Below are 26,855 nucleotides of genomic sequence, written 5' to 3' on the forward strand. Positions count from 1 at the left end.
GTGTCATCTTCGCTTTGGTTGCAGTGTTTGCAACAGCTTCAAGAAGAGTTACCAGCTACAGAATTCAGTATGTGGGTTCGTCCGTTACAAGCGGAACTCAATGACAATACTCTAACTCTATTTGCACCGAACCGTTTCGTACTCGATTGGGTTCGTGATAAGTATCTAAATAGCATTAACCGTCTGCTGCAAGAATATTGCGGTAACGATATCCCACATCTTCATTTTGAAGTGGGAAGCAAGCGTGTGATTGCACCAAAGCCAGCGACACCGGCACCAACTCAGACTCGTACTGCAGCCGATGTGGCCGCTGAGTCATCAGCACCTGCGCAATTACAAGCTCGCAAGCCTGTCCATAATATCTGGCGTGATGAAGAGCCTGTCGCGGTTGACTTGAATCACCGCTCAAACGTGAACCCAAAACATAAGTTCAATAACTTTGTTGAAGGTAAGTCGAACCAACTGGGTTTGGCAGCGGCACGTCAGGTTTCTGATAATCCAGGTACAGCCTACAACCCGTTGTTCCTATACGGCGGCACTGGTTTAGGTAAAACGCACTTGTTGCATGCAGTGGGTAACGCCATTGTTGATAATAAGCCGAATGCGAAAGTGGTTTACATGCACTCAGAGCGTTTTGTTCAGGATATGGTAAAAGCCCTACAAAACAACGCGATCGAAGAATTTAAGCGCTACTACCGTAGTGTTGATGCATTGCTCATCGATGACATCCAATTCTTTGCTAATAAAGAGCGTTCTCAAGAAGAGTTCTTCCATACCTTTAATGCGCTGCTTGAAGGCAACCAACAGATCATCCTAACGTCTGACCGTTATCCAAAAGAGATCAACGGGGTAGAAGATCGTCTTAAATCTCGCTTTGGCTGGGGTTTGACGGTAGCGATTGAGCCACCAGAGCTTGAGACGCGGGTTGCTATCTTGATGAAGAAAGCAGAAGACCACCAAATCCACCTTGCAGATGAAGTGGCTTTCTTTATTGCTAAGCGTCTACGTTCTAACGTTCGTGAACTGGAAGGCGCATTGAACCGTGTTATCGCGAATGCGAACTTCACTGGTCGCCCGATTACGATCGATTTCGTACGTGAAGCACTGCGTGACCTACTTGCACTGCAAGAGAAATTGGTCACCATTGATAATATTCAGAAGACAGTAGCCGAGTACTACAAAATCAAAGTAGCCGATCTCTTGTCGAAACGTCGCTCTCGTTCTGTTGCTCGTCCACGTCAATTGGCGATGGCTCTGGCTAAAGAGCTAACAAACCACAGCTTGCCTGAGATTGGCGATGCATTCGGTGGCCGTGACCACACGACTGTACTGCATGCTTGTCGTAAAATTGCTCAGCTGCGTGAAGAGAGCCACGACATTAAAGAAGATTATTCGAACTTGATTCGTACCCTTTCTTCTTAATACACAGTATTCTTAACCTTAATAAGCAGAATCTTGGCCACGTACTATTACGCAGTGCCATTTAGACCGTAAGAGCAAGATATGAAATTTACCATTGAACGTAGTCACCTGATTAAGCCATTACAACAAGTATCTGGCGCACTCGGTGGCAGGCCAACGCTTCCAATTCTAGGAAACCTACTAATTAAAGTAGAAGATAACGTGTTGTCGATGACAGCGACGGATCTAGAAGTTGAATTGATCAGCCGTGTAACGCTTGAAGGTGATTTCGAAGCGGGCAGCATTACTGTGCCTTCACGTAAGTTCCTAGATATTTGCCGTGGTTTACCAGACAGCTCAGTGATCACTGTGGTATTGGATGGTGACCGTATTCAGGTTCGCTCTGGTCGTAGCCGTTTCTCATTGGCAACATTACCAGCGGCAGATTTTCCAAACATTGAAGACTGGAGCAGTGAAGTTGAAGTGTCTGTGACACAGGCTGAGCTACGCGGTCTTATCGAGAAAACCCAATTCTCAATGGCGAACCAGGATGTTCGTTACTACCTCAACGGCATGTTGTTTGAGATTGAAGGTTCTATCTTACGCAGCGTAGCGACTGATGGTCACCGTATGGCAGTATCTCAAGCGCAATTGGGTGCTGACTTTGCCCAGAAGCAGATCATTGTTCCCCGTAAAGGTGTTCAAGAGCTAGTGAAGTTATTGGATGCGCCTGAACAGCCTGTAACGCTGCAAATTGGCAACTCTAATGTGCGTGCTGAAGTGAACAACTATGTCTTTACTTCTAAACTGGTTGATGGTCGTTTCCCTGATTATCGCCGCGTAATGCCGCAAAATACTACCAAGACACTTGAAGCCGGTTGTGATGAATTACGCTCCGCATTTTCTCGTGCAGCGATTCTGTCGAATGAAAAATTCCGTGGTGTTCGAGTTAATCTTGTGGATAGCGAGATGCGTATTACAGCGAACAACCCAGAACAAGAAGAAGCAGAAGAAGTGCTAGATGTTAACTTCGACGGTGACGCGCTAGAGATTGGCTTTAACGTAAGCTACGTATTGGATGTTCTGAACACACTGCGTTGTGAACAAGTTCGTATCTCAATGTCAGACGCTAATGCGAGTGCCTTGATTGAAAATGCACAAGATGACAGCGCGATGTACGTTGTTATGCCAATTCGTTTATAAGCTGCAATATGTTGACCTACCGAGTCGTGATTGAAGATTAATATGAAGACGTTATGCCTTTATCGCGCTTAATCGTTAAGCAATTTAGAAATATAGAAGCCTGTGACATTCAACCGTCATCAGGCTTTAACTTTCTTATAGGGGCTAACGGTAGCGGCAAAACCAGTGTCCTGGAAGCGGTGTATCTGCTCGGACATGGTCGCTCATTCAAAAGCTCATTAACCGGTCGTATCATTCAAAATGAGTGTAGCGAACTGTTTGTTCATGGCCGTTTTATGACCTCGGATCAATTTGAGCTGCCAATTGGCATTAATAAGCAGCGCGATGGCACGACAGAGGTTAAAATAAGCGGTCAAACTGGGCAAAAATTAGCTCAGCTAGCTCAAGTATTACCATTGCAGTTGATTCATCCTGAAGGGTTTGATTTACTGACGGATGGACCTAAACATCGCCGAGCATTCATTGATTGGGGAGTCTTCCACAGTGAGTCTGGTTTTTATGATGCATGGGGCAGGGTCAAGCGACTCAATAAACAGCGTAATGCATTATTGAAAACGGCAACGAATTATCGAGAGCTAAGCTATTGGGATCAAGAATTAGCCCGTTTAGCAGAAAGCATCAGCCAATGGCGCGCTACCTACGTTGAGCAGTTAAAAGAAGTGGCAGAGGAAATCTGTGCGACCTTCCTTCCTGAGTTTGAGATAAAGATTAACTACTATCGTGGTTGGGATAAAGACACCCCATACGCTGAGATATTAGAAAAGAATTTTGAAAGGGATCAGCAGCTTGGTTACACATTTAGTGGGCCAAACAAAGCGGATCTGAAGATAAAAGTGAACGGCACTCCAGTGGAAGATGTCTTGTCACGAGGTCAATTGAAGTTGATGGTGTGCGCGCTACGAGTAGCACAAGGGCAACACCTCACTCAAATGACAGGTAAGCAGTGCATCTATTTGATAGATGACTTCGCTTCCGAATTAGATAGCCAACGCCGAGCACGTCTTGCTGAGTGTTTAAAGGCGACCCAGGCTCAAGTTTTTGTAAGCTCTATTACCGCTGATCAGATTGCAGATATGCATGACGAAAATAGCAGGATGTTTCATGTGGAACATGGCAAAATAGAGCAAGGATAATTAGTCAGAGAGTAACTATGTCAGATAATTACGATTCATCGAGTATTAAAGTACTGAAGGGTCTGGATGCGGTACGTAAGCGTCCTGGAATGTACATTGGCGACACGGATGATGGTACCGGTCTGCACCACATGGTTTTTGAGGTGGTAGATAACTCTATTGATGAAGCGCTAGCTGGTCACTGTAATGACATCATTGTAACTATCCATGAAGATAGTTCTGTGTCTGTGAGCGATGACGGCCGTGGTATTCCAACAGAATTACACCCAGAAGAAAACGTATCAGCAGCAGAAGTTATCATGACGGTTCTTCACGCTGGTGGTAAGTTCGATGATAACTCATACAAGGTATCTGGTGGTCTGCACGGTGTTGGTGTTTCAGTAGTTAACGCACTTTCTAAGCAAGTTACTCTTACTATCCACCGCGGTGGCAAAATCCACACTCAAACCTACAGCCACGGTGAGCCTCAAGCGCCACTAGCGGTTATCGGTGACACGGATAAAACAGGTACAGAGATTCGTTTCTGGCCGAGTGAAGAAACCTTCACTAACATCGAGTTCCATTACGACATTTTAGCTAAGCGTCTACGTGAGCTATCATTCTTGAACTCAGGTGTATCAATTAAGCTAATTGACGAGCGCGAAGAAGACAAAATGGATCACTTCGAATACGAAGGCGGTATCCAAGCGTTTGTTGAACACCTTAATACTAACAAAACGCCAATCATCCAAAAAATCTTCCACTTTAACTCTGAGCGCGAAGACGGTATTACCGTTGAAGTTGCGATGCAGTGGAATGACGGCTACCAAGAAAACATCTACTGTTTCACCAACAACATCCCTCAACGCGATGGTGGTGCTCACTTAGCAGGTTTCCGTGCGGCGCTAACGCGTACTCTGAACAGCTTCATGGACAAGGAAGGCTTCTCTAAGAAAGCGAAGACTGCGACCTCTGGTGATGATGCTCGTGAAGGTCTGACGGCGATTGTTTCTGTTAAAGTGCCTGATCCTAAGTTCTCAAGCCAAACTAAAGATAAGCTGGTTTCTTCAGAAGTGAAGTCTGCCGTTGAATCTACAATGGGTGAGAAGTTGTCTGAGTTCCTGATTGAGAACCCAGGTGAAGCGAAAACAGTTTGTTCTAAAATCATTGATGCAGCACGTGCTCGTGATGCAGCGCGTAAAGCTCGTGAAATGACTCGTCGTAAAGGCGCATTAGATTTAGCGGGTCTTCCAGGTAAGCTTGCTGACTGTCAGGAAAAAGATCCTGCACTGTCTGAACTATACATTGTGGAGGGAGACTCTGCTGGCGGTTCAGCTAAGCAGGGGCGTAACCGTAAGAACCAAGCAATCCTACCACTGAAAGGTAAAATCCTTAACGTAGAGAAAGCACGTTTCGATAAAATGCTGTCTTCTCAAGAAGTAGCAACGCTAATCACAGCTCTTGGTTGTGGTATTGGCCGTGACGAATACAACCCAGATAAACTGCGTTACCACAACATCATCATCATGACCGATGCCGATGTCGATGGTTCTCACATCCGTACTCTGCTACTGACGTTCTTCTACCGTCAAATGCCAGAGCTGATTGAACGTGGTTACATCTACATTGCTCAACCGCCACTTTACAAAGTGAAGAAAGGTAAGCAAGAGCAGTACATTAAAGATGAAGATGCGATGAACCAGTATCAAGTATCTTTGGCTTTAGACAATGCAGAACTGCACGTAAACCCTGAAGCGCCAGCGTTTGCAGGTGAAGGTTTAGAGAAGCTTGTTCAGCAATACAATGCAGGTATCAAGCTTGTTGATCGTATGAGCCGCCGTTACCCACGCGCATTGGTTCACGAACTGATTTACGTTCCTCGTCTAACCGCTGAGCAGTGTCATGATGACGCGGCAGTTGAAGCTTGGGGTAAGCAGCTTGTTGAGCAGCTAAACGCGAAAGAAGTAGGTGCAAGCCAATACAGCCTTGAAGTTGAAAAACACGAAGAGTTAGGTTTAAGCGTTCCTAAGATTGTGGTTCGTACTCATGGTGTGACTCATGAACACCTACTGAGCATCGATCTTATCAACTCTAAAGAGTTTGGTAAGCTAGCGGATCTTTCTGAAGCACTTGATGGCTTGATTGAAGATGGCGCTTACATTAAGCGTGGTGAGCGTACTCAAGAAGTTTCTAGCTTCGTTGATGCTCTGAACTGGTTAGTGAAAGAGTCTCGTCGTGGTCTAAGCCTACAGCGATACAAAGGTCTAGGTGAGATGAACCCTGATCAACTTTGGGAAACCACGATGGATCCTGAAACTCGCCGTATGATGCAAGTAACGATTGAAGATGCTGTTGGTGCTGATCTGTTGTTTACAACGTTGATGGGCGACCAAGTAGAACCGCGTCGTAACTTCATCGAAGAGAATGCACTTAAAGTAGCAAACCTAGACGTTTAGTCTCTTTGATACTTCGCTCTTTCGCTTAATTTCTGTGTCAGAGGTGCTCACATACATTCGTATGCTCCGCGTCTCTTCCTTGAACTAAAACGAAATAGCTTCGTCTCAAAAAACTCAATATATTATTTAAAAGACTGCCCGAAATGGCGGTCTTTTTTGTTTTTTAAGTATTTGAAAAATAATGATTTTGTAAAATAATTGAAAATAATCCCTTGAAACTGATTTGCTCAATCCACATATCTAGTTGTGAAGAGGATGACTGTCTTGCTCAAAAGAGAAGAAACAGAACCTTCATTACCGCTAACGAAGTATCGCTCAATAGAGGATAACTTTGGCAGCACACAACTTAAAAATTGATTCATTGCCATGTCCCAGCGTTGTCGCCAATAGAGGCGAAACCCGAGGAATGCGAATTGAATCTCTTAGCTGTTTACTGGGTCACACACAGATTAGATCCAAGTAAAATTCGCAGCTAAGACTATTGCTTACTAAAAGGATAGCATTATGAGAACTGTAGATTTCACTCCACTTTACCGCAACGCAATCGGCTTCGATCGTCTATTCAACATGATGGAAGCGAACACATCGAAGAACTCTTCTGGCGGTTACCCTCCATACAACATCGAGCAAAAAGACGAAAACAACTACCGTATTACTATGGCAGTTGCTGGTTTTGCTGATGACCAATTAGATCTAACTCAGAGAGAGAACATGCTAATTGTGAAAGGTGAGCGTAAAGCTGAAGCAGAGAAAGCCTTCGTATACCAAGGTATCGCAGAGCGCGATTTCGAGCGTAAATTCCAACTGGCTGACTACGTAAAAGTGGTAGGTGCAAGCATGGAAAATGGTCTTCTTCACATCGACCTAGAACGCGAAATCCCAGAAGCGATGCAACCACGTAAGATTGCTATCAATGGTAATAGCCTACTAGAAGGTTAATTACTGTTAGCTCCTTAGAGCTAATAAATATCGGGAAGTAAAAGTGAAAGAGCACCTAATGAGGTGCTCTTTTTGTATTTGGTCTACGGTAAGCTAAAAGCCCTGATTACTGCTCTGAGTAAGCCTTTTTCACTTCTTCAGCGATGATCGCTATGCCTTTCTGCATCGCTTCATCATCTTGCACGTAGTTCATACGTAAGCACTGGTGAGCATGATCCCACTCGTCTTCTTGACCGATAAAGAAGTATTCACCCGGAACAATCAACACGCCGCGAGCTTTAAGGCGGTCGTACAGTTCCATTGTGGTGATCGGCAACTCATCAAACCATAGCCATAAGAAGATAGCGCCTTCAGGCTTGTGAATACGGAAGCGAGGGTCGTCGATAGCGTCTTGTAACAGTTCAACTGCACGTAGTGACTTATCTTTGTAGAAAGGTTTGATCACCTCACTGCTCAAGTGTAGTAAATCGCCTTTTTCAATCATGTGATTGGCAATCGCAGGGCCGACACTGTTTGGCGCTAAGCTGATGATGCCATTCATGTTGGTTAGCGCTTGGGTGACTTCTTCGCTAGCAATCACGATACCGCAACGCACTCCCGGCAAACCAAGCTTAGAAAGGCTCATACACAGAATGGTATTTTCATTCCAGAACGGTTCGACATCTTCAAAGATGATGTTTGGAAACGGCAGGCCGTAAGCATTGTCGATTAGCAGTGGGATGTTGTTTTCACGCGCCAGCTTATCCAATTTACGTACTTCTTCGTCGGTCAGTACGTTACCCGTTGGGTTGGTTGGACGAGATGCACAGATAGCCGCGACTGAGTCATCAACCTTTAGTTGTTCAAAATCGACGTGGTATTTGAACTGACGGTTTTCTAGCAGCTCGATCTCTGGGTGGTAAGAAATAAAGATGTCGTCATCAATGCCAGCATCGCCGTAGCCGATGTATTCCGGCGCGATCGGTAACAAAATCTTCTTGTGCGAACCGTCAGGTTGTTGGCCTGCTAGTAGGTTGAATAGATAAAAGAAGCCGCTTTGACTGCCGTTAGTTAGGCTGATGTTCTTCTCGCTGATGTCCCAGCCATAAGTCTCTTTTAGCATTGCAGCTAATGACTTAATGAAGCTGTCTTTACCCTGCGGGCCATCGTAGTTGGCGAGGGCGGCGATGAGTTCTCCATTGGCGAGCATGTCGGCACTGGTTTGGTTGAAGTAATCGAGCATGGCTGGGATAGCGGCTGGGTTACCACCACCGAGCATGATAGCGCCAGGAGTGCGCAGACCATCATTCAAATCATCCATTAAACGAGTGATTCCAGAGTATCGATTAAACTTTTCGCCAAACTTAGAGAACTGCATTACTTATTTTACCTAATTCATTGTGATTGCTTGTTATGTGTCATTAAGGCAGACCTTATGTCTGCCATCAGTGTATTCCTTGAACATACCGCAATGTTTTTGCGACGCATAGCGCCAAATGCTCTAACACGAAAAAAACTTCTATAAAGTTTGGCTAATGAGTGACAGTTTGCTTATTGAACGTGCTTTTAGTGATCAAAAAAGGGAAGCCGAAGCTTCCCCTTTAGTTTCTACTGTTTTATGTCAATTAACGATTACTTCGACCCCGTATAAACAACCAACACCTTGTCATCTTGGTATTGGCGTTCGAAGGCGTAATAACCCTTGCTGTTACGGATGATGTGCTTACCTTGCGCGACAGCTGGGTGGCGTTGGCGGAATTGGCCAAGCGCTTGCCAGTGTTCTAGCAGCTCTGCACGCTCGCCAGTGATTTGATCCCAAGGCATGTCTGAGCGAGTGCCTTGCATTGGGTCGGAGCCTGTTGGGCCGAAATCACGAGCGATTTCATCACCGTAATAGATTTGCACCGCACCGGGAGCCAGCATCAACGCGTTTGCAGCTTTGGTTTGTTTTGCAAAGTCACTGCCATGTTGTGTCCAGAATAGCGAGGTGTCGTGAGACGAAAGGTAACTCAGTACGTTGAACTCGCTGTCGTTGTTGATCTTCTCTGCGTATCGAAGGTAATCAGCATCAAGATCGGATAGGCACTTGAGCGCCTTTGGTGCGATATCACTCTGGAATTCAAAGTTGATGATCGAATCAAATCCGTTAGCGAAGTAATCTGATTTGACCACGCTGTGTGCCCATACTTCGCCAGTCATCCAGAAGGGTAAGTCATCCAAGGCCTTGTCTGGGTTGTTCTGTTTCCACTCGGCAAGTGCTTGGTTGGTGCTCTCTTTCAGTTCTGCCCATGCTTCGAGTTCAACGTGTTTAGCGGTATCGACCCTGAAACCATCGACACCATATTCGCGCACCCAATCTGATAACCAAGTGATTAAATGGTCACGAGGTGTTTTGAGTTCATCGGTCGCGCTGGTGGATTTATTGCGATAGAAGTTAGGCAGTCCGGTTGTCTCGGTCGATTCTGTTTTGAAATCGGGCAGATGCGCCAAAGACATAGTGAGGTTATTGTAGCCCGGAGAGTCATAGGCACCGATATCGCTGCGCAGCCAAGCTTTTCCCCACCACTTTTCCCACGCTTCTTTGTCGCTGTAAGATATGTAGTTGTTGAAGTAGTGCCAATTTTGACCTTTAGCGGGCTGCCAGTCTGTCCAGTTTTCGCCAAGTGTTTGTTTGGCTTCTTCGTCCGTTAGGTTGAGCTTACCAAAATCAAACTCTTGCATGTCGGCAAGCGTCGCATAACCCGTGTGGTTCATTACCACATCCCAAACAACGCGAATGCCTTTGCTGTGCGCGGTATCGATGAAGGTTTTCAGCTCGTCTTCGGTACCCATGTTGTCATCGAGCTTAGTCCAATCTTGATGGTAGTAGCCATGATAGCCATAATGTTTGAAGTCACCGCGATCACCACCGCCAACCCAGCCGTGGATTTGCTCTAGTGGAGAGGTAATCCAGATAGCATTGGCCCCGAGCGATTCAATGTAGTCGAGCTTTTCGGTTAAGCCTGCTAGGTCACCACCGTGGAAGGTGCCGATTTCATCTTGTCCATCTTGACTGCGACCATAGCTATTGTCGTTGTCAGGGTTACCGTTGTGGAAGCGATCGGTCATCACGAAGTAAACCGTGGCGTTGTCCCAACTAAAATCAGCTTTGGTTTCTGGTTCTACTTTCTCTAGTAGCAGAACACCTTGGCTGTTTTCTGCTGGCTGCATGGTGACGCTGCCATTAGTTACTGTGACTTGTTTGCCTGAAAGAGCGTCTCTTACCACGGTGCCATCATCAAAGGTTTGATCAACATCGATAGTGGTTGGCTGATCACTAGGAATCGGACAAGCAAAGTTTTGTACTTGTTGCTGCTTTGGCTTTACTTGAACCGTCAGCTCATTAGTCTGAGGGTTGAGCGTAAATTGGTAGGTGTTAGCACGAAAGACCTTAATATCAATTTCAGATTTATCGGCGCAGTCGTCTAGGCGAAGGGGCTTATTGAATTTGATGCGGCTCTCTTCAGCCAGCGCAAAGTTGGTACCACAGGTATTTTGAGTATCGCTGATAGAGAAGGTATAGCTACCTTTAGCGAGTTCCTGTTCAGCAATAACTGTGCCTTTACCTGTTGATTCAAATACGACAGTGTTGTTATCAATTGTCAGCAATAAGCTGTCATCACTGGTTTGGCTGCATGCGCTGAGTGCGAGTATTGAAAGCGCGAGTACTGTTTTTTTCATTGTTCCCTTCCCCTGAATAAACAGGTCAGTTATAGCAAACAATGCCCTCTACAGTCTGAGTGCTATTTCATTCACTTAATCAATAACACCTCTACAAACAAATGCTTGGTTCACAAAAACAAAAAGGGAAGCTTTCGCTTCCCTTTGGGTGTTTACCGTTAATTACTCAGAGTATGACTTAGAGTAACTGTCTCACTTGTGCTTATTTTTGCAGTAGAGATATGTCAGCAATCTGTAGGAAAAGGTTACGTAGGTTATTCAGTAGCGTTAGACGGTTCTTCTTAAGCGCTTCGTCATCAGCCATAACCATTACGTTATCGAAGAATGCATCAACAGGTTCACGTAGATCAGCAAGCTTGCTTAGGGCTTCTTGGTAGTTGCCTGTTGCGAATGCTGGTTCTAGTGCTTCAGTCATGACTTCAACGTTTTCAGCCAGTGCTTTCTCTGCGTCTTCTTGAAGAAGAGCAAGATCGATTTCAGCAGGTAGCTCGCCATCGAATTTAGCAAGGATGTTACCTACACGCTTGTTCGCTGCTGCTAGTGCTTCTGCTGCTTCCAGTTCACGGAAGTGAGAAACCGCTTTAACACGTTGGTCAAAATCAGCTGGCTTAGTTGGACGACGTGCTAGTACCGCTTGGATGATATCAACACTGAAACCAGCATCTTGGTACCATGCGCGGAAACGACCTAGCATGAAGTCGATAACGTCAGCTTCTACGTTGTCGTTGGTTAGCTTGTCGCCTAGTAGCTCTTTCGCTTTACCGATTAGATCGGTTAGGTCTAGGTTGTAGCCGTTTTCAACGATGATACGAAGCACACCTAGTGATGCACGACGTAGAGCAAATGGATCAGAACCTTTTGGTGCTTGGCCAATACCGAAGATACCTACGATAGTGTCTAGCTTGTCTGCCATTGCTACTGCTGAAGAGATACCAGTGCTTGGCAGGTCGTCACCCGCGAAACGAGGCATGTACTGCTCGTAAAGTGCTAGTGCAACTTGCTCGTCTTCGCCATCGTGAGTTGCGTAGTGCATGCCCATTACACCTTGAGTATCCGTAAATTCGAATACCATTGATGTCATTAGGTCACACTTAGCCAGTAGGCCAGCACGCTTAGATTTCTCAACGTCAGCATCGATTTGCTCAGCAATGTAGCCTGCAAGCTCTGTGATGCGGTCTGTTTTGTCTTTGATCGTACCCAATTGCTTCTGGAAGATAGCTTGGTCTAGTTCAGCAAGACGGTCGATAAGCGGACGCTTACGGTCTGTGTTGAAGAAGAACTCAGCATCAGCAAGACGCGGACGTACCACCTTCTCGTTACCTTCGATTACGTGACGAGGCTCTTTAGACTCGATGTTCGAAACGAAGATGAAGTTCGGTAATAGCTTCTTATTGTCATCGTAAACAGGGAAGTACTTTTGGTCACCTTTCATGGTGTAAACCAAAGCTTCAGAAGGGACTTTTAGGAACTCTTCTTCGAACTTCGCTGTAAGTACTACTGGCCATTCAACCAGAGACGTTACTTCTTCAACAAGGTCATCTTCTAGGTCAGCTGTACCGCCAACCGCAGCTGCCGCTTTTTGCGAATCAGCAAGGATGATCGCTTTACGCGCTTCGTAATCCGCCATTACTTTACCGCGCTCTTCTAGGATCGCAGGGTATTGGTCAGCAGAGTCGATCGTGAACTCTTGTTCGCCCATGAAACGGTGGCCACGGATAGTACGAGCAGATGCTACGCCTAGGATTTCGCCTTCAACAAGCTCATCACCTAGTAGTACTGTCAGTGTTTTTACTGGACGGATAAATTGAATGTCTGAGTTACCCCAGCGCATTGCTTTAGGAATTGGTAGGCCAGCCAGTGCTTTAGCAGCGATGTCCATTACCAATTCTTGAACTGGTTTGCCAGCTACTTCTTGTTTGAAAAGAAGCCACTCGCCTTTGTCTGTTTTCAGACGGTCAGCTTGCTCAACAGTAATACCGTTACCACGAGCCCAACCTTGTGCCGCTTTGGTCGCGTTGCCTTCAGCATCGAATGCCACAGAAACAGCAGGACCACGTTTCTCAACCACTTTGTCTGCTTGGCCTTCAGCCAGTGCAGTTACTTTAAGTGCTAGACGACGAGGTGCTGCGTACCACTTGATGCCTTCGTGAGAAAGCTCAGCCGTTTTAAGGCCTGCTTCAAAGTTAGAAGCAAATGCTTCTGCTAGAGAACGAAGTGCTGTTGGTGGAAGCTCTTCGGTACCCAGTTCAATTAGAAAATTCTTCGCCATGATTATTTGTCCTTCTTACACATTGGGAAGCCAAGCGCTTCACGTGACGCGTAGTACGCCTCAGCAACTGATTTAGTCAGGTTGCGGATACGAAGGATGTAACGTTGACGCTCTGTTACAGAGATAGCTTTGCGCGCATCAAGGATGTTGAATGCGTGACCTGCTTTTAGAATGCGCTCGTAAGCTGGAAGCGGCAGTGGCTTCTCAAGCTCAAGTAGCTCTTTACACTCTTTTTCGCACTGGTCGAAGAAAGTGAATAGGAAATCTACGTCTGCGTGCTCGAAGTTGTACGTTGATTGCTCAACTTCGTTTTGGTGGAAGATGTCACCGTAAGTCACGTTAGAACCGTCTGGTGCTACGTTCCATACTAGGTCGTAAACAGAATCTACTTCCTGGATGTACATTGCTAGACGCTCGATACCGTAAGTGATCTCACCTGTTACAGGCTTACACTCAAGGCCGCCAACCTGTTGGAAGTAAGTAAACTGTGTTACTTCCATGCCGTTTAGCCATACTTCCCAACCAAGGCCCCATGCGCCTAGTGTTGGGTTTTCCCAGTTATCTTCAACGAAGCGAATGTCGTGAACAAGTGGGTCAACACCAAGAACCTCTAGGGAGCCTAGGTACAACTCTTGGATATTGTCTGGCGATGGTTTTAGCGCTACTTGGAATTGGTAGTAGTGCTGCAGACGGTTAGGGTTTTCACCGTAACGGCCATCGGTCGGACGACGAGAAGGTTGAACGTAAGCTGTAGACATTGGCTCTGGGCCAAGTGCTCGTAGACATGTCATTGGGTGAGAGGTGCCTGCACCTACTTCCATATCTAGAGGTTGAACAATGGTACAACCGTTTTGAGCCCAGTAATCCTGCAGCGCGAGGATCATTCCCTGGAAGGTTTTGATATCGTATTTTTGCATAGTCAGGTTCGCGCGATTCTTTTAAATGAATGAGAAAAATAACCTCTGAGTATACCGAGATATTCGTAAAGCGAGTAGGGGTAATCTTGTTTAATTAGTGGTCTAAAATGTCGTTTAGTGGATTTTTTTGCCTTTAATGTTTGTTTTTCGGCACAAGTGGATATTTTGATAAGTTTGACACTTGTGTTTGAAAGCGTGGGTGATTAAAATCTCGCGGTCTTTGGGGAGTAGCTTACTTATTCATACCCTATTGAATGAGTTCGTTCGTCAACACAATTGATGCAAAATCATCATGGCGTTCGAGGCAACCACCACCTTGGTGGCGCTTAGCAAGACCTTAGACAAGCATCGTGAACCGGGATGGGGCGCGAGGTTTGTCTTTGGTTAAATATAATAATCTCCATCCCAAATGAGCATGTCGTGAGCGTTTTAGCTATTTCAATTACAACTGTCGCCTTAGCCGAAATCGGTGATAAGACCCAGTTGCTATCCCTTTTATTAGCCAGTCGATATCGAAAACCGATACCTATCATTGCGGCTATCTTCTTTGCCACCATTGCCAATCATGCCCTTGCTGCATGGCTCGGGGTTGTGGTCGCCGACTATCTTTCACCTGAAGTATTAAAGTGGGTGCTGGTGGTCAGTTTCATCGCTATGGCGGGTTGGATTCTGATTCCGGATAAGTTGGATGACGATGAGCAGATCTCTAACCGAGGCCCATTTGTCGCCAGTTTTATTGCTTTCTTTATCGCTGAAATTGGCGATAAAACCCAGATTGCGACGTCGATTCTAGGTGCTCAATATTCTGATGCATTAGCGTGGGTGATTTTGGGTACGACTGTCGGTATGTTGCTGGCGAATGTACCCGTAGTGATCATAGGTAAACTGTCTGCGGATAAGATGCCTCTTGATCTAATTCGTAAGATCACAGCCTTGTTATTCGTGGGCTTAGCTATCGCAGCGGCTTTCTATTAATAGGCAGTATTGAGTCTTATAATACTCAATCAGTGGAGTAATGTGTTGTAGGTCATACTCTTGCAGTAATGTGGGGTTTATCGAGCGGATGGACATATAACTGTCATACTTGTCATGATATTTTAATCTTGTGAGTTAAGAACACGAGGGCATGATTATGTTGACGCGTTATATGGGTATTACTCCACAAAGCCAAAGTTATCTATTTACCTTTGGTCTTGCACTTACACTACTAGGCATGGTGTTGACGGACATGTGGCTGCCAATGGTCGCAGGTGCCATCATCATGACAGGGCTTGCGGTTGAGGCTTGGATTCGGGTCGCGCATATTATTCCGATGCGCAAAGATATCCGAGAAATTCAGCATCAGCTGGAGCATCTGCAAAACAAGTCTAGAAGCGAATAAACAAAAAGCCGCTCGTACTCTGAGTTCTGTTTAAGAACATAAGGTACGAGCGGCTTTTTTGATACTTGATAGTCGGTGGGGCGTTACGCTTCCAATCCCTTTCTGATCAAATACTGGTAAGGCAAGGTTTCTGTTGCTTGGCCTACCAACTGGTGATCCATGAATCGACAAAAGCTCGGAATATCTCGAGTTGTCGAAGGATCGTCAGCTTTTACCAGTAACACATCGCCATCCTGCATGTTTCTAATTGTCTTCCTGACCATCATTACTGGTTCCGGGCAACGCAGGCCTTCAGCTTCTAAAGTATGGGTTGCCAGTTCAGGTTTGAATGTCATGGTTTGTATCTCTATATCTATCTAACGAGTGAATAATACGTCTGCAGAAAAAATATGCAATAAGTGCTTGGCAAACAGAATCATTTCCTATAACTTAGTTAACAAGTTGATAACAACTTAAAGCAAAGGCAACTAGCTAAGGAGTGGCGATGTTGACAGGATTAGATAGATTAACAATTTATTCGGTTCTCTGTTTTATTTCTTTTTGTGCGTTAGTACTACGCTCATCGACAGAGACCTCACTGATGCCTATTTTTGGCATAGTAGCAACGATTATTGGTATTTGGGTAGAGATGCGCCGTTGGCAAGGCATAGCCGAAGAGCAAGAGCACTAACCCGAATACAGCAAGCGAATTCCGATACGACAACATTCCGACACTATCCCCAAATTTTCTTGGGCTTCCCCGCGTAATTGCGGGATTTTTTTTATCTAAAGCATGCTATAAACAACTTAGTGACTAATGGCAATCGTAGACAGCTAGGTAAGTGGCGTGGAATTAGAAGACATCTATCGTAGAGACCTTAATTTATTGGTCGCTTTAAAGGTATTGATTGAAGAGGGCAGCGTAAGCCAGGCCGCGCTTCGTCTTAACTTAAGCCAATCGGCAACCAGTCGAGTACTAGGGCGTTTAAGAGAATTACTAAACGATCCGCTGTTTACACGCCAAGGTCAGCACCTTATTCCTACCAAGAAAGCACTCGAGATCAGTCAGCGTATTGATCAGCCTTTGGAGTCTTTTCGCCAATTGCTGAGTCCGAGTGATTTTGACCCCTACTACTGCAGTGAGCGCTTCCTGATTGCGACCACTGACTACGCGATGCAAACCATCCTACCTTATGCACTACCGAAGATTTATGAGCAAGCGCCGAACATCTCTTTGGAGTTTGCACCGCTGCAGCATGAACATTTGTTTAAGCAACTCAGCACCGAACGCGTTGATATGGCGATCTGTCGTCCGAGTGGCAGCATTGCACCACTTCATCAAGAGGTCTTGGGGCCGGTTGGTGTGTCGTGTCTGTTATCTAAAAACCATCCATTGGCGGACCAGCCTTTAAGCCTTGAAGATTATGTTTCACTCCCGCATGCGATGATTGCGATCAGTGATGGTGTTAAGGCTTTATTAGACAACGCATTAGCCAATCAACAGCCTCGTAAAATGGTGTTGCGTGCTTATCACCTTGAAGCTGCATTGGCGATTGTCGATAGAATGCCATTAGTGATTACGGTACCTGCTGATTTGGCTTATTTGGTGGCTGAGCGTTATGACTTAGTCGTTAAACCGCTACCATTCGAGTTTATGCCGTTTGATTACTCACTGATCTGGCACTCGCGTTGCGATTCTTCTGCTTCACAACAATGGTTAAGAAGAGTGGTAAAAGAAGAGTGTGGTGAGTTGATTCAGAAGCGTATTGCGGATGTCGGTTTGGGCTAACTAGGACTGAGTCTGGGTTCACTGACCCTAATGACAAAAACGCAAAAGGGCTGATAAAAATCAGCCCTTTGTTGTTTTGGGTTATCCAAGCCTAAAGCAGTTACTTAAGGTTTGATAACTTTATGTTTGAGAATCTATAGCTTAATGACTACGCGACCAGTGATTTGACCGTTAGTGATGTCTTCTGCTGCTTGAATCGCACCGTCTAAAGACACTTCTTTGGTTGCTTGAGCATAGAAAGATTCTGGTAGTAGCTCAGCCAGTTGTTCCCACGCTTTGATACGTTTTTCACGAGGGCACATTACAGAATCAACACCTTGTAGGCGAACGTTACGCAGAATGAATGGCATTACCGTAGTTGGTAAGTCAAAACCGCCTGCTAGACCACACATCGCAACTGCACCGTTGTAATCAATTTGCGCCAATACTTTCGCAAGCACTTTGCTGCCTACAGTATCGATAGCGCCAGCCCACAGTTGTTTCTCTAGTGGCTTAGCTGGTTCTTCTAGTTCAGCACGTTCTACAATGCGTGTCGCGCCTAGTGATTTAAGTAGTTCACCGTTTGCAGAAGCACGACCAGTCACAGCTGCCACTTTGTAGCCCAGTTGGTTCAGTAGAGTGATAGATACGCTACCTACGCCGCCACTTGCCCCCGTTACTAGGATTTCACCGTCTTCTGGTTTGATGCCTGCATCTACGATAGCTTGCACACAAAGCATTGCTGTGAAGCCTGCTGTACCGATCGCCATGACTTTCTTTGCGTCTAGACCGGCTGGCATTGGCACTAACCAATCACCGTTTAGGCTCGCTTTTTCAGCCATGCCGCCCCAGTGACCTTCACCAACACCCCAACCCGTTAGAACAACTTCGTCGCCTGCTTTATAGCGAGGGTCATCAGATTGTGAAACAACACCTGAAAGGTCGATACCAGGAACCATTGGGAAGTTACGAACAATGCGCCCTTTACCTGTAATCGCCAAACCATCTTTGTAGTTCAAAGAAGAGTAGCTAACATCGATCTTCACGTTACCTTCCGGTAATTGAGACTCTTCAATTTGAGAAACTGACGCGATAGTTTTTTTGTCTTCTTGGTTTAGTACAAGTGCTTTAAACATGATCTGCTCCGTGGAGGAATATTAGGAAACTGAAGTAACTTTAGTTGAATAATCCGAGAAAAAATAATGAAACATCAACATTGAATCTATGCGTTTTGTGCATAGATGTTGGTGCTGGTTTCTCTTTCGTTGAGTTCGCTGAATGAATCGACGTATTGTTGAACGTTGAGTAATAAAAAATGCAGCTATATAAATATAGCTGCACATAAGATTATCCTTCAAGTATTACAGCCAGTGATCGCTATGGGCGTTCAAATACCGTTGCAATACCTTGGCCTAAGCCAATACACATAGTCGCTAAGCCGTATTTCACGTCTTGTGCTTCCATTAGGTTAATTAGGGTTGTAGAGATACGAGAACCAGAACAACCTAGTGGGTGGCCAAGCGCAATCGCACCGCCGTTAAGGTTTACTTTCTCATCGACCACATCCAGTAGACCTAGGTCTTTCGCACATGGAAGAGATTGAGCAGCAAACGCTTCATTTAACTCAATGACACCCATATCTTCAATGGTTAGCCCTGCACGTTTAAGTGCTTTTTGGGTTGCTGGTACTGGGCCGTAACCCATGATTGAAGGATCGCAACCTGCGATAGCCATCGATTTCACGCGAGCTCGAATTTTAAGGCCAAGTGCGTTGGCTTTCTCTTCGCTCATGATAAGCATTGCTGAAGCACCATCAGACAGGGCTGATGAAGTACCTGCTGTTACCGTGCCATTTGCTGGATCAAATACCGGACGAAGCTGAGATAAGCCTTCAACTGTTGTCTCTGGACGAATCACTTCATCGTAATCCAGAGTGAACAGAGAACCGTCTGCAGCGTGAGCTTCGGTTGGCAGGATTTCATTCTTGAAACGACCTTCAACTGTTGCTGCCTGAGCACGAGCATGTGAGCGTGCTGCGAATGCATCTTGGTCTTCACGGCTAATACCGTGCATTTTACCTAGCATCTCAGCGGTTAGGCCCATCATGCCCGCCGCTTTCGCTACGTGTTTAGACATGCCAGGGTGAAAATCAACACCGTGGTTCATTGGTACGTGGCCCATGTGCTCCACACCACCGATCAGGCAGATTTCAGCATCGCCAACCATGATAGAGCGACTTGCATCATGCAGAGCTTGCATAGATGACCCACATAAACGGTTGACCGTCACCGCACCAATCTCAATCGGTAGACCAGCAAGCAAAGCAGCGTTACGTGCAACGTTGAAGCCTTGCTCTAGCGTTTGTTGTACACAACCCCAGTAGATATCTTCAATTTCGACAGGGTTTACTTCTGGGTTGCGCTCTAAAATGCCTTTCATCAAATGTGCCGACAGATCTTCAGCGCGAGTGTGACGGAAAGCTCCACCTTTGGAACGTCCCATTGGGGTACGAAGGCAATCAACAACAACTACATTTTTCATTTTGCTATTCCTTTTCCAAATGTGGGTTACAGAGAACTGGCTTGTTGAGCGTCGTAAAAGCTTTCGCCTTTCGCAGCCATATCAAGCAATAGTTGAGGAACTTGGTACATTGCACCTAAGTCTTGGTAGCCTTTCGCCATTTCAACGAAGTTACCAATGCCCACACTGTCTAAGTAGCGGAATACGCCGCCTCTGAATGGAGGGAAGCCTAAACCGTAAACCAGTGCCATATCCGCTTCTTGCGGTGTTGCGATAATGCCTTCTTCTAGACAAAGCACTACTTCGTTGATCATTGGAATCATCACACGTTGGATAATTGTCTGGTCATCAAAGTCTTGTGGCTGTTGGCATACGTCAGCTAAGATAGGAAGAATGTCTTCAGAGAAGGTCTTCTTCGGGCGACCGCGTTTATCTACGCTGTATGTGTAGAAACCGCTGCCGTTCTTCTGACCGTATTTCTCAGCGACATAAAGTGCGTCAATCGCATCACGACCTTTTTTACCCATACGCTCAGGGAAACCTTGCGCCATCACAGCTTGCGCGTGGTGTGCTGTATCTAGACCAACAACGTCTAATAGGTACGCAGGGCCCATTGGCCAACCGAACTTGCGCTCCATGACTTTATCGATCTTAGTGAAGTCAGCACCGTCGCGTAGCAACATGCTGAAACCGCCAAAGTAAGGGAAAAGTACACGGTTAACGAAGAAGCCTGGGCAGTCGTTAACAACGATAGGAGATTTACCCATCTTCGCAGCGTAAGCGACTACGCGATTGATTGTTTCTTCTGAAGTGTGCTCACCACGGATGATCTCAACCAAAGGCATGCGGTGTACTGGGTTAAAGAAGTGCATGCCACAGAAGTTTTCTGGGCGTTTTAGAGATTTAGCTAACAGGTTGATCGGAATTGTTGAGGTGTTTGATGTAAGAACTGTATCTTCACCCACGAGACCTTCAACTTCACTCAGCACTGCTGCTTTTACTTTAGGGTTTTCTACAACGGCTTCCACAATCACATCTGACTGTTCAACACCTGCATAATGTAGACTTGGAGTAATAGAAGACAGAATACCTGCCATCTTGAATCCATCTAGGCGACCGCGTGATAAGCGTTTATTCAACAGCTTAGAAGCTTCGTTCATACCAAGATCAAGAGACGCCTGTGCGATGTCTTTCATCATCACTGGCACGCCCTTCAATGCTGACTGGTAAGCAATACCGCCGCCCATGATGCCAGCACCAAGTACTGCAGCACGTTCAGTCGCTTTATTTGCAGATTTACCAGCCTGTTTTGCTAAGCCTTTAATATATTGGTCATTTAAGAATAGGCCAACCAGTGCTTTCGCTTCTTCAGATTTTGCTAGCTTAACGAAGTGTTTACGTTCGATGTCGAGTGCTGCATCGCGATTGCTACGTGCTGCTTCTTCAATCGCAATCACAGAAGTAATTGGAGCTGGGTAGTGAGGCCCTGCTTTTTGAGCCACTAAGCCTTTAGCCATAGTAAAGCTCATCATCGCTTCGAGTTTGCTTAGTGAAAGCGCTGATGTTTTTTGTTTACGGCGTAATTGCCAGTCTAATTTTTCATTAGCAGCCAGAGAAACGGTGTTGATTGCCGATTCTAGTAACTGGTCTGTTTCAACAATCGCATCTAACAAGCCAACTTTAAGCGCTTCATCTGCACGGCATGCTTTGCCTTGCGTGATAATTTCCATAGCGCTGTCAGCACCGATAACACGAGGTAGGCGCACACAACCACCAAAACCAGGCATGATGCCAAGTTTGGTTTCAGGTAGGCCAATGCTGGTGGTCTTGTCACCGATACGGAAATCAGTAGCGAGTACACATTCACAGCCGCCGCCAAGGGCATGGCCACGCATCATTGAAAGAGTTGGGACAGGAAGGTCTTCGAGCTTGCTGAAGATTGAATTTGCGAATCTTAACCACTCATCAAGTTCTGCTTCTGGCTTAGCAAATAGGCCGAGAAATTCAGTGATGTCTGCGCCTACAATGAACGCGTCTTTGTTTGAAGTTAAGATTAAACCACGTAATCCTGCGTGAGCATTAAGAGCATCTAACGCTTTGTCTAGTGATTCTAAAGTAGCAAGGTCGAGTTTGTTTACAGAGGCTGGTGCACAGAAGCTTAATTCCGCAATACCATCTTGTAATTCCTTTACCTGTAGGGTGTTAGCTTGGTAAATCATTGTCTATCTCCATGACATACAATCCACGATTGTTTGAGAGAATCTTGTTATCTTTCTATTATTGTAGAATACCTGGTAAGACCAGTTATCTTAGTCTGTACCTCTGCTTGATTAATTTCAATACATTTTTTAAACAATTGTTTAACATTGTGCGATAGCACAGATCCTCTAACCCTTATTATTCACGCGTGATACACTCCGTCGCTCTTATTAACTAAGTTAACGATATGAATGAACAGCCTTATTTAATACCTTCTGCGTCGGCTCTGTTTGAAGAAGAGATAAAAAAGAGCGTCTTTATTACGCATCTTGCTCATACTCCAAGTGTAGAAGCTGCAAAACAGTTCGTAGAACAGGTGAAAAAAGAGCATTCTTTAGCACGACATAACTGTTGGGGTTTTGTTGCTGGTCGACCTGAAGACTCAATGCTTTGGGGTTTTAGTGATGATGGTGAACCTTCAGGTACAGCGGGTAAGCCGATTTTGGCGCAACTGTCTGGTTCTGGCGTCGGTGAATTAACGGCCGTAGTCACTCGTTATTCTGGCGGAATCAAGCTTGGTACAGGTGGTTTGGTTAAGGCTTATGGTGGTGGCGTACAACAAGCTCTCAAGCTGCTTCAAACTATCGAGAAAAAAATAACCACAAAATTACGGCTAGAGTTAGACTATGGCTTTGTGCCGATCGCACAATCCATCATGGCTCAGCATCAGGCTGTTGAGGTCCAAGCGGATTATGGTGTTCAAGTTGAGCTTATTATTGAAATAGAGCTCCTTCAGGTAGATTCGTTTACCCAAACCATGATCAATAAAAGCGGTGCTAAGGCACTGGTAACGAAAGTCAAAGACAACTAGGAAGTTTGAAGCATTTCGCTTCGTTCAATAGCTCATGCAATTTCGCTCAATTATTCGAATCGTCGGATTATTATTAGCACTTTTTAGTGTATCAATGCTTGCTCCTGCGCTCGTCGCACTGATCTATCGAGATGGTGCGGGTGTGCCATTTGTGACGACCTTCTTCGTTCTCTTATTCTGTGGAGCAACTTGCTGGTTTCCAAACCGACGTTATAAGCATGAATTGAAAGCGCGTGATGGCTTTTTGATTGTTGTTCTGTTTTGGACGGTAATCGGTAGTGCGGGTGCGCTGCCGTTTTTGATCGCCGATAACCCCAATGTGTCGGTAACCGATGCTTTCTTCGAATCCTTTTCTGCATTAACTACCACCGGCGCGACTGTGATTGTTGGCCTTGATGATCTGCCTAAGGCGATTCTATTTTACCGTCAGTTCCTACAATGGTTTGGTGGTATGGGTATCATCGTATTGGCGGTAGCTATCCTCCCTGTTCTGGGTATCGGTGGTATGCAGCTATATCGTGCTGAAATCCCTGGTCCAGTAAAAGATAGCAAGATGACTCCGCGTATTGCTGAAACGGCAAAAGCGCTTTGGTATATCTACCTGAGCCTAACGATTGCTTGTGCAGTAGCTTTTTGGCTTGCAGGTATGAGCTTCTTTGATGCAATTAGCCATAGCTTCTCTACTATTGCGATTGGTGGCTTCTCGACTCACGATGCAAGCATGGGCTATTTCAACAGTCCTGCAATCAATATGATTACGGTCGTGTTCCTGCTTATCTCTGCATGTAACTATTCTCTTCACTTTGCAGCGTTTGCTTCTGGTGGTGTGCACCCTAAGTATTACTGGAAAGATCCGGAATTCCGCGCCTTTATCTTTATTCAGGTGGTCTTGTTCTTAGTTTGTTTCTTATTACTGCTGAATCACCACTCTTATGATTCGTACTATGATGCTTTTGATCAAGCCTTGTTCCAAACGGTATCTATATCCACGACTGCTGGTTTCACTACGACTGGTTTTTCAGAGTGGCCACTGTTCTTACCCGTGTTACTCCTATTCTCTTCTTTTATAGGGGGATGTGCAGGTTCAACGGGCGGTGGGATGAAGGTCATTCGAATCTTATTGCTTACTCTGCAAGGTGCTCGTGAAATGAAGCGTCTTGTTCACCCTCGTGCTGTCTATACCATCAAGGTTGGCGGTTCTGCGTTACCACAACGTGTCGTGGATGCGGTTTGGGGCTTCTTCTCTGCATACGCCTTGGTTTTTGTGGTTTGTATGTTGGCTCTTATTGCAACCGGTATGGATGAGCTGAGTGCTTTCTCTGCCGTAGCGGCAACATTGAATAACCTTGGCCCGGGCTTAGGTGAAGTGGCAATGCATTTCGGCGATGTGAATGACAAGGCTAAGTGGGTGCTGATCGTATCTATGCTGTTTGGTCGTTTAGAGATATTCACCTTATTAATTTTATTGACCCCTACGTTTTGGCGTAGCTAAGGACAACATTGTGGCAAAAGCTCTATTTTTGTATTCAAGCCGTGAAGGGCAGACCAAGAAAATCTTGAACTATATAAAAGAAGAAGTGAATGAGTTCGAATGTGAGCTTCAAGATCTGCACACTGTTACTAGTGTCGACTTTGCTCAATACGACAGAGTCTTGATTGGCGCATCGATTCGTTATGGCCACCTCAATAAGAAGCTATATCAGTTCATTGATGCCAACCTTGCTCAGTTGCAATCAAACAAGGTCGCTTTCTTCTGCGTTAACTTAACAGCTCGTAAAGAAGACCAAGGTAAAGATACTCCTGAAGGTAGCGCTTATATTAAGAAGTTTCTTCTTAAGTCCCCATGGCAACCTACTTTGATCGGTGTATTCGCGGGGGCTCTCTATTACCCACGTTATAACTGGTTCGATAAAACCATGATTCGCTTCATTATGAATATGACAGGTGGAGAAACGGATACAACCAAGGAAGTTGAGTACACAAACTGGGAAAAAGTCTCTTTATTCTCTAAGAAACTGCAAGAGATGTAAGAGAAAAGCCTACTTTTGAGGCGTTTTGAGTTCTTTTTAATCGAACGAATAAAAAAACGAGAAAAACTTCAAAAAGGGCTTGCCAGTGTGATCGAAATCTCTATAATGCCACCTCGCTGACACGGGATGGCTTCGTAAGAAACCAAAATGAATCAGCAAGTCAAATTAGCCAAGCTAAGCGCTTGAAAAAAGTTTTGAAAATAGTGGTTGACACTAAAACTTAAATCGCTAAAATGGCCGTCCGATTTGAGCGAAGCTCAAAAAGGAAAAGCTCTTTAACAATTTAAACCTATCAATCTGTGTGGGCACTCGTTGATGAATATCAAAACGTTTTATCGTTAGATAAAACAGATTCTTCGGAATCAAAATTGATTTCAATGAACTGAGTGACCAATACGTTTAACTACTTGTAGTTATTCGGCACAGTCAATTCATTACCATTCTGTTGGAATGGTAATAGCTTTAAAATTACACTCTTTATTTATAAAGAATAGTTTTGAAGTCAGTATTCGTTGAGTCACAAAATCTTAAATTGAAGAGTTTGATCATGGCTCAGATTGAACGCTGGCGGCAGGCCTAACACATGCAAGTCGAGCGGAAACGACACTAACAATCCTTCGGGTGCGTTAATGGGCGTCGAGCGGCGGACGGGTGAGTAATGCCTAGGAAATTGCCTTGATGTGGGGGATAACCATTGGAAACGATGGCTAATACCGCATAATGCCTACGGGCCAAAGAGGGGGACCTTCGGGCCTCTCGCGTCAAGATATGCCTAGGTGGGATTAGCTAGTTGGTGAGGTAATGGCTCACCAAGGCGACGATCCCTAGCTGGTCTGAGAGGATGATCAGCCACACTGGAACTGAGACACGGTCCAGACTCCTACGGGAGGCAGCAGTGGGGAATATTGCACAATGGGCGAAAGCCTGATGCAGCCATGCCGCGTGTATGAAGAAGGCCTTCGGGTTGTAAAGTACTTTCAGTTGTGAGGAAGGGGGTAGCGTTAATAGCGCTATCTCTTGACGTTAGCAACAGAAGAAGCACCGGCTAACTCCGTGCCAGCAGCCGCGGTAATACGGAGGGTGCGAGCGTTAATCGGAATTACTGGGCGTAAAGCGCATGCAGGTGGTTCATTAAGTCAGATGTGAAAGCCCGGGGCTCAACCTCGGAACTGCATTTGAAACTGGTGAACTAGAGTGCTGTAGAGGGGGGTAGAATTTCAGGTGTAGCGGTGAAATGCGTAGAGATCTGAAGGAATACCAGTGGCGAAGGCGGCCCCCTGGACAGACACTGACACTCAGATGCGAAAGCGTGGGGAGCAAACAGGATTAGATACCCTGGTAGTCCACGCCGTAAACGATGTCTACTTGGAGGTTGTGGCCTTGAGCCGTGGCTTTCGGAGCTAACGCGTTAAGTAGACCGCCTGGGGAGTACGGTCGCAAGATTAAAACTCAAATGAATTGACGGGGGCCCGCACAAGCGGTGGAGCATGTGGTTTAATTCGATGCAACGCGAAGAACCTTACCTACTCTTGACATCCAGAGAATCCAGCGGAGACGCAGGAGTGCCTTCGGGAGCTCTGAGACAGGTGCTGCATGGCTGTCGTCAGCTCGTGTTGTGAAATGTTGGGTTAAGTCCCGCAACGAGCGCAACCCTTATCCTTGTTTGCCAGCGAGTAATGTCGGGAACTCCAGGGAGACTGCCGGTGATAAACCGGAGGAAGGTGGGGACGACGTCAAGTCATCATGGCCCTTACGAGTAGGGCTACACACGTGCTACAATGGCGCATACAGAGGGCAGCAAGCTAGCGATAGTGAGCGAATCCCAAAAAGTGCGTCGTAGTCCGGATTGGAGTCTGCAACTCGACTCCATGAAGTCGGAATCGCTAGTAATCGTGAATCAGAATGTCACGGTGAATACGTTCCCGGGCCTTGTACACACCGCCCGTCACACCATGGGAGTGGGCTGCAAAAGAAGTGGGTAGTTTAACCTTTCGGGGAGGACGCTCACCACTTTGTGGTTCATGACTGGGGTGAAGTCGTAACAAGGTAGCCCTAGGGGAACCTGGGGCTGGATCACCTCCTTATACGAAGATATTTACGATGAGTACCCA

The 26,855-nt window shown here is 45.8% G+C and carries 20 protein-coding genes and 1 rRNA gene; 13 read left to right on the forward strand and 8 right to left on the reverse strand.

The window, feature by feature from the left end:
- The 5 genes from dnaA to AC3CH3_RS00025 all read left to right on the forward strand — a co-directional run bounded on the left by dnaA (window position 1) and on the right by AC3CH3_RS00025 (window position 7,111).
- Window positions 1-1,422, forward strand: coding sequence for a chromosomal replication initiator protein DnaA (gene dnaA, locus AC3CH3_RS00005; RefSeq protein WP_019825569.1), 1,422 nt, complete (start codon window positions 1-3; stop codon window positions 1,420-1,422).
- Window positions 1,423-1,503: 81 nt separating this feature from the next.
- Window positions 1,504-2,604 carry a DNA polymerase III subunit beta gene (gene dnaN / locus AC3CH3_RS00010; RefSeq protein WP_010433159.1) on the forward strand — a complete coding sequence of 367 codons (1,101 nt, stop codon included), beginning with the start codon at window positions 1,504-1,506 and terminating at the stop codon, window positions 2,602-2,604.
- A 53-nt stretch (window positions 2,605-2,657) separates the two neighbouring features.
- Entirely contained in the window at window positions 2,658-3,737 is a 1,080-nt protein-coding gene (recF, locus tag AC3CH3_RS00015) for a DNA replication/repair protein RecF (protein WP_017080844.1), read from the forward strand.
- A 17-nt stretch (window positions 3,738-3,754) separates the two neighbouring features.
- Window positions 3,755-6,172 (forward strand): DNA topoisomerase (ATP-hydrolyzing) subunit B, encoded by a 2,418-nt coding sequence (gyrB, locus tag AC3CH3_RS00020; RefSeq protein WP_488537448.1) that lies wholly within the window; start codon window positions 3,755-3,757, stop codon window positions 6,170-6,172.
- 504 nt (window positions 6,173-6,676) lie between these two features.
- Complete coding sequence (locus AC3CH3_RS00025) at window positions 6,677-7,111, forward strand: Hsp20 family protein (protein ID WP_488537449.1); 435 nt, start codon at window positions 6,677-6,679, stop codon at window positions 7,109-7,111.
- Between the two features lie 106 nt (window positions 7,112-7,217).
- Here AC3CH3_RS00025 and AC3CH3_RS00030 read toward each other — a convergent pair whose 3' ends face one another.
- The 4 genes from AC3CH3_RS00030 to glyQ all read right to left on the reverse strand — a co-directional run bounded on the left by AC3CH3_RS00030 (window position 7,218) and on the right by glyQ (window position 13,996).
- Window positions 7,218-8,468, reverse strand: a complete 1,251-nt coding sequence (locus AC3CH3_RS00030; protein WP_488537450.1) for a valine--pyruvate transaminase — start codon at window positions 8,466-8,468, stop codon at window positions 7,218-7,220.
- Window positions 8,469-8,722: 254 nt separating this feature from the next.
- Complete coding sequence (locus AC3CH3_RS00035; RefSeq protein WP_488537451.1) at window positions 8,723-10,810, reverse strand: alpha-amylase; 2,088 nt, start codon at window positions 10,808-10,810, stop codon at window positions 8,723-8,725.
- A 202-nt stretch (window positions 10,811-11,012) separates the two neighbouring features.
- On the reverse strand, window positions 11,013-13,079 hold the full coding sequence (gene glyS / locus AC3CH3_RS00040; protein ID WP_048610822.1) for a glycine--tRNA ligase subunit beta: 2,067 nt from the start codon (window positions 13,077-13,079) through the stop codon (window positions 11,013-11,015).
- Window positions 13,080-13,081: 2 nt separating this feature from the next.
- Window positions 13,082-13,996: a glycine--tRNA ligase subunit alpha gene (glyQ, locus tag AC3CH3_RS00045; RefSeq protein ID WP_017632669.1), complete on the reverse strand. Its 915-nt coding sequence runs from the start codon at window positions 13,994-13,996 to the stop codon at window positions 13,082-13,084.
- A gap of 420 nt (window positions 13,997-14,416) precedes the next feature.
- Between glyQ and AC3CH3_RS00050 the strand changes: the two genes are divergently transcribed.
- The gene (locus AC3CH3_RS00050; RefSeq protein ID WP_488537452.1) at window positions 14,417-14,971 is read left to right on the forward strand and encodes a TMEM165/GDT1 family protein; all 555 of its coding nucleotides are present in this window, start codon (window positions 14,417-14,419) and stop codon (window positions 14,969-14,971) included.
- 151 nt (window positions 14,972-15,122) lie between these two features.
- Window positions 15,123-15,377, forward strand: a complete 255-nt coding sequence (locus AC3CH3_RS00055; RefSeq protein ID WP_488537453.1) for a hypothetical protein — start codon at window positions 15,123-15,125, stop codon at window positions 15,375-15,377.
- Window positions 15,378-15,460: 83 nt separating this feature from the next.
- On the opposite strand, the gene tusA is transcribed toward AC3CH3_RS00055, so the two are convergent.
- Window positions 15,461-15,712, reverse strand: a complete 252-nt coding sequence (gene tusA / locus AC3CH3_RS00060; protein WP_004736675.1) for a sulfurtransferase TusA — start codon at window positions 15,710-15,712, stop codon at window positions 15,461-15,463.
- Between the two features lie 149 nt (window positions 15,713-15,861).
- On the opposite strand from tusA, the gene AC3CH3_RS00065 reads away from it, so the two are divergent.
- A complete protein-coding gene (locus tag AC3CH3_RS00065; RefSeq protein WP_004736674.1) occupies window positions 15,862-16,047 on the forward strand; it encodes a hypothetical protein in 186 nt (61 codons plus the stop codon).
- A 156-nt stretch (window positions 16,048-16,203) separates the two neighbouring features.
- On the forward strand, window positions 16,204-17,145 hold the full coding sequence (locus AC3CH3_RS00070; protein ID WP_004736673.1) for a LysR family transcriptional regulator: 942 nt from the start codon (window positions 16,204-16,206) through the stop codon (window positions 17,143-17,145).
- A 134-nt stretch (window positions 17,146-17,279) separates the two neighbouring features.
- Here the strand turns inward: AC3CH3_RS00070 and acuI are convergent, their stop codons facing one another.
- From acuI to fadB, 3 genes are all read right to left on the reverse strand, one after another.
- Window positions 17,280-18,260, reverse strand: a complete 981-nt coding sequence (gene acuI / locus AC3CH3_RS00075; protein ID WP_060983442.1) for an acrylyl-CoA reductase (NADPH) — start codon at window positions 18,258-18,260, stop codon at window positions 17,280-17,282.
- A gap of 241 nt (window positions 18,261-18,501) precedes the next feature.
- Window positions 18,502-19,665 carry an acetyl-CoA C-acyltransferase FadA gene (gene fadA / locus AC3CH3_RS00080; RefSeq protein WP_019825592.1) on the reverse strand — a complete coding sequence of 388 codons (1,164 nt, stop codon included), beginning with the start codon at window positions 19,663-19,665 and terminating at the stop codon, window positions 18,502-18,504.
- A 26-nt stretch (window positions 19,666-19,691) separates the two neighbouring features.
- Entirely contained in the window at window positions 19,692-21,863 is a 2,172-nt protein-coding gene (fadB, locus tag AC3CH3_RS00085; protein ID WP_488537454.1) for a fatty acid oxidation complex subunit alpha FadB, read from the reverse strand.
- A gap of 227 nt (window positions 21,864-22,090) precedes the next feature.
- Between fadB and AC3CH3_RS00090 the strand changes: the two genes are divergently transcribed.
- The 4 genes from AC3CH3_RS00090 to AC3CH3_RS00105 all read left to right on the forward strand — a co-directional run bounded on the left by AC3CH3_RS00090 (window position 22,091) and on the right by AC3CH3_RS00105 (window position 26,828).
- Window positions 22,091-22,714, forward strand: coding sequence for a YigZ family protein (locus tag AC3CH3_RS00090; RefSeq protein ID WP_019825597.1), 624 nt, complete (start codon window positions 22,091-22,093; stop codon window positions 22,712-22,714).
- Window positions 22,715-22,748: 34 nt separating this feature from the next.
- The gene (locus AC3CH3_RS00095; RefSeq protein ID WP_010433127.1) at window positions 22,749-24,206 is read left to right on the forward strand and encodes a TrkH family potassium uptake protein; all 1,458 of its coding nucleotides are present in this window, start codon (window positions 22,749-22,751) and stop codon (window positions 24,204-24,206) included.
- A gap of 10 nt (window positions 24,207-24,216) precedes the next feature.
- Window positions 24,217-24,744, forward strand: a complete 528-nt coding sequence (hemG, locus tag AC3CH3_RS00100; RefSeq protein WP_019825599.1) for a menaquinone-dependent protoporphyrinogen IX dehydrogenase — start codon at window positions 24,217-24,219, stop codon at window positions 24,742-24,744.
- Window positions 24,745-25,273: 529 nt separating this feature from the next.
- Window positions 25,274-26,828: ribosomal RNA gene (locus tag AC3CH3_RS00105) — 16S ribosomal RNA — on the forward strand.
- Window positions 26,829-26,855 lie beyond the last annotated feature (27 nt).

The sequence above is a fragment of the Vibrio sp. QJM3NY_35 genome, from assembly GCF_057785915.1.

What these genes read in the sequence shown, in the direction of transcription:
- glyQ (WP_017632669.1), bottom strand. Translation starts at nt 13,996, where the DNA reads ATGCAAAAATACGATATCAAAACCTTCCAGGGAATGATCCTCGCGCTG.
- glyS (WP_048610822.1), bottom strand. Translation starts at nt 13,079, where the DNA reads ATGGCGAAGAATTTTCTAATTGAACTGGGTACCGAAGAGCTTCCACCA.
- dnaN (WP_010433159.1), top strand. Translation starts at nt 1,504, where the DNA reads ATGAAATTTACCATTGAACGTAGTCACCTGATTAAGCCATTACAACAA.
- AC3CH3_RS00025 (WP_488537449.1), top strand. Translation starts at nt 6,677, where the DNA reads ATGAGAACTGTAGATTTCACTCCACTTTACCGCAACGCAATCGGCTTC.
- acuI (WP_060983442.1), bottom strand. Translation starts at nt 18,260, where the DNA reads ATGTTTAAAGCACTTGTACTAAACCAAGAAGACAAAAAAACTATCGCG.
- gyrB (WP_488537448.1), top strand. Translation starts at nt 3,755, where the DNA reads ATGTCAGATAATTACGATTCATCGAGTATTAAAGTACTGAAGGGTCTG.
- AC3CH3_RS00030 (WP_488537450.1), bottom strand. Translation starts at nt 8,468, where the DNA reads ATGCAGTTCTCTAAGTTTGGCGAAAAGTTTAATCGATACTCTGGAATC.
- AC3CH3_RS00055 (WP_488537453.1), top strand. Translation starts at nt 15,123, where the DNA reads ATGATTATGTTGACGCGTTATATGGGTATTACTCCACAAAGCCAAAGT.
- recF (WP_017080844.1), top strand. Translation starts at nt 2,658, where the DNA reads ATGCCTTTATCGCGCTTAATCGTTAAGCAATTTAGAAATATAGAAGCC.
- AC3CH3_RS00035 (WP_488537451.1), bottom strand. Translation starts at nt 10,810, where the DNA reads ATGAAAAAAACAGTACTCGCGCTTTCAATACTCGCACTCAGCGCATGC.
- tusA (WP_004736675.1), bottom strand. Translation starts at nt 15,712, where the DNA reads ATGACATTCAAACCTGAACTGGCAACCCATACTTTAGAAGCTGAAGGC.
- fadB (WP_488537454.1), bottom strand. Translation starts at nt 21,863, where the DNA reads ATGATTTACCAAGCTAACACCCTACAGGTAAAGGAATTACAAGATGGT.
- AC3CH3_RS00065 (WP_004736674.1), top strand. Translation starts at nt 15,862, where the DNA reads ATGTTGACAGGATTAGATAGATTAACAATTTATTCGGTTCTCTGTTTT.
- AC3CH3_RS00095 (WP_010433127.1), top strand. Translation starts at nt 22,749, where the DNA reads ATGCAATTTCGCTCAATTATTCGAATCGTCGGATTATTATTAGCACTT.
- fadA (WP_019825592.1), bottom strand. Translation starts at nt 19,665, where the DNA reads ATGAAAAATGTAGTTGTTGTTGATTGCCTTCGTACCCCAATGGGACGT.
- AC3CH3_RS00090 (WP_019825597.1), top strand. Translation starts at nt 22,091, where the DNA reads ATGAATGAACAGCCTTATTTAATACCTTCTGCGTCGGCTCTGTTTGAA.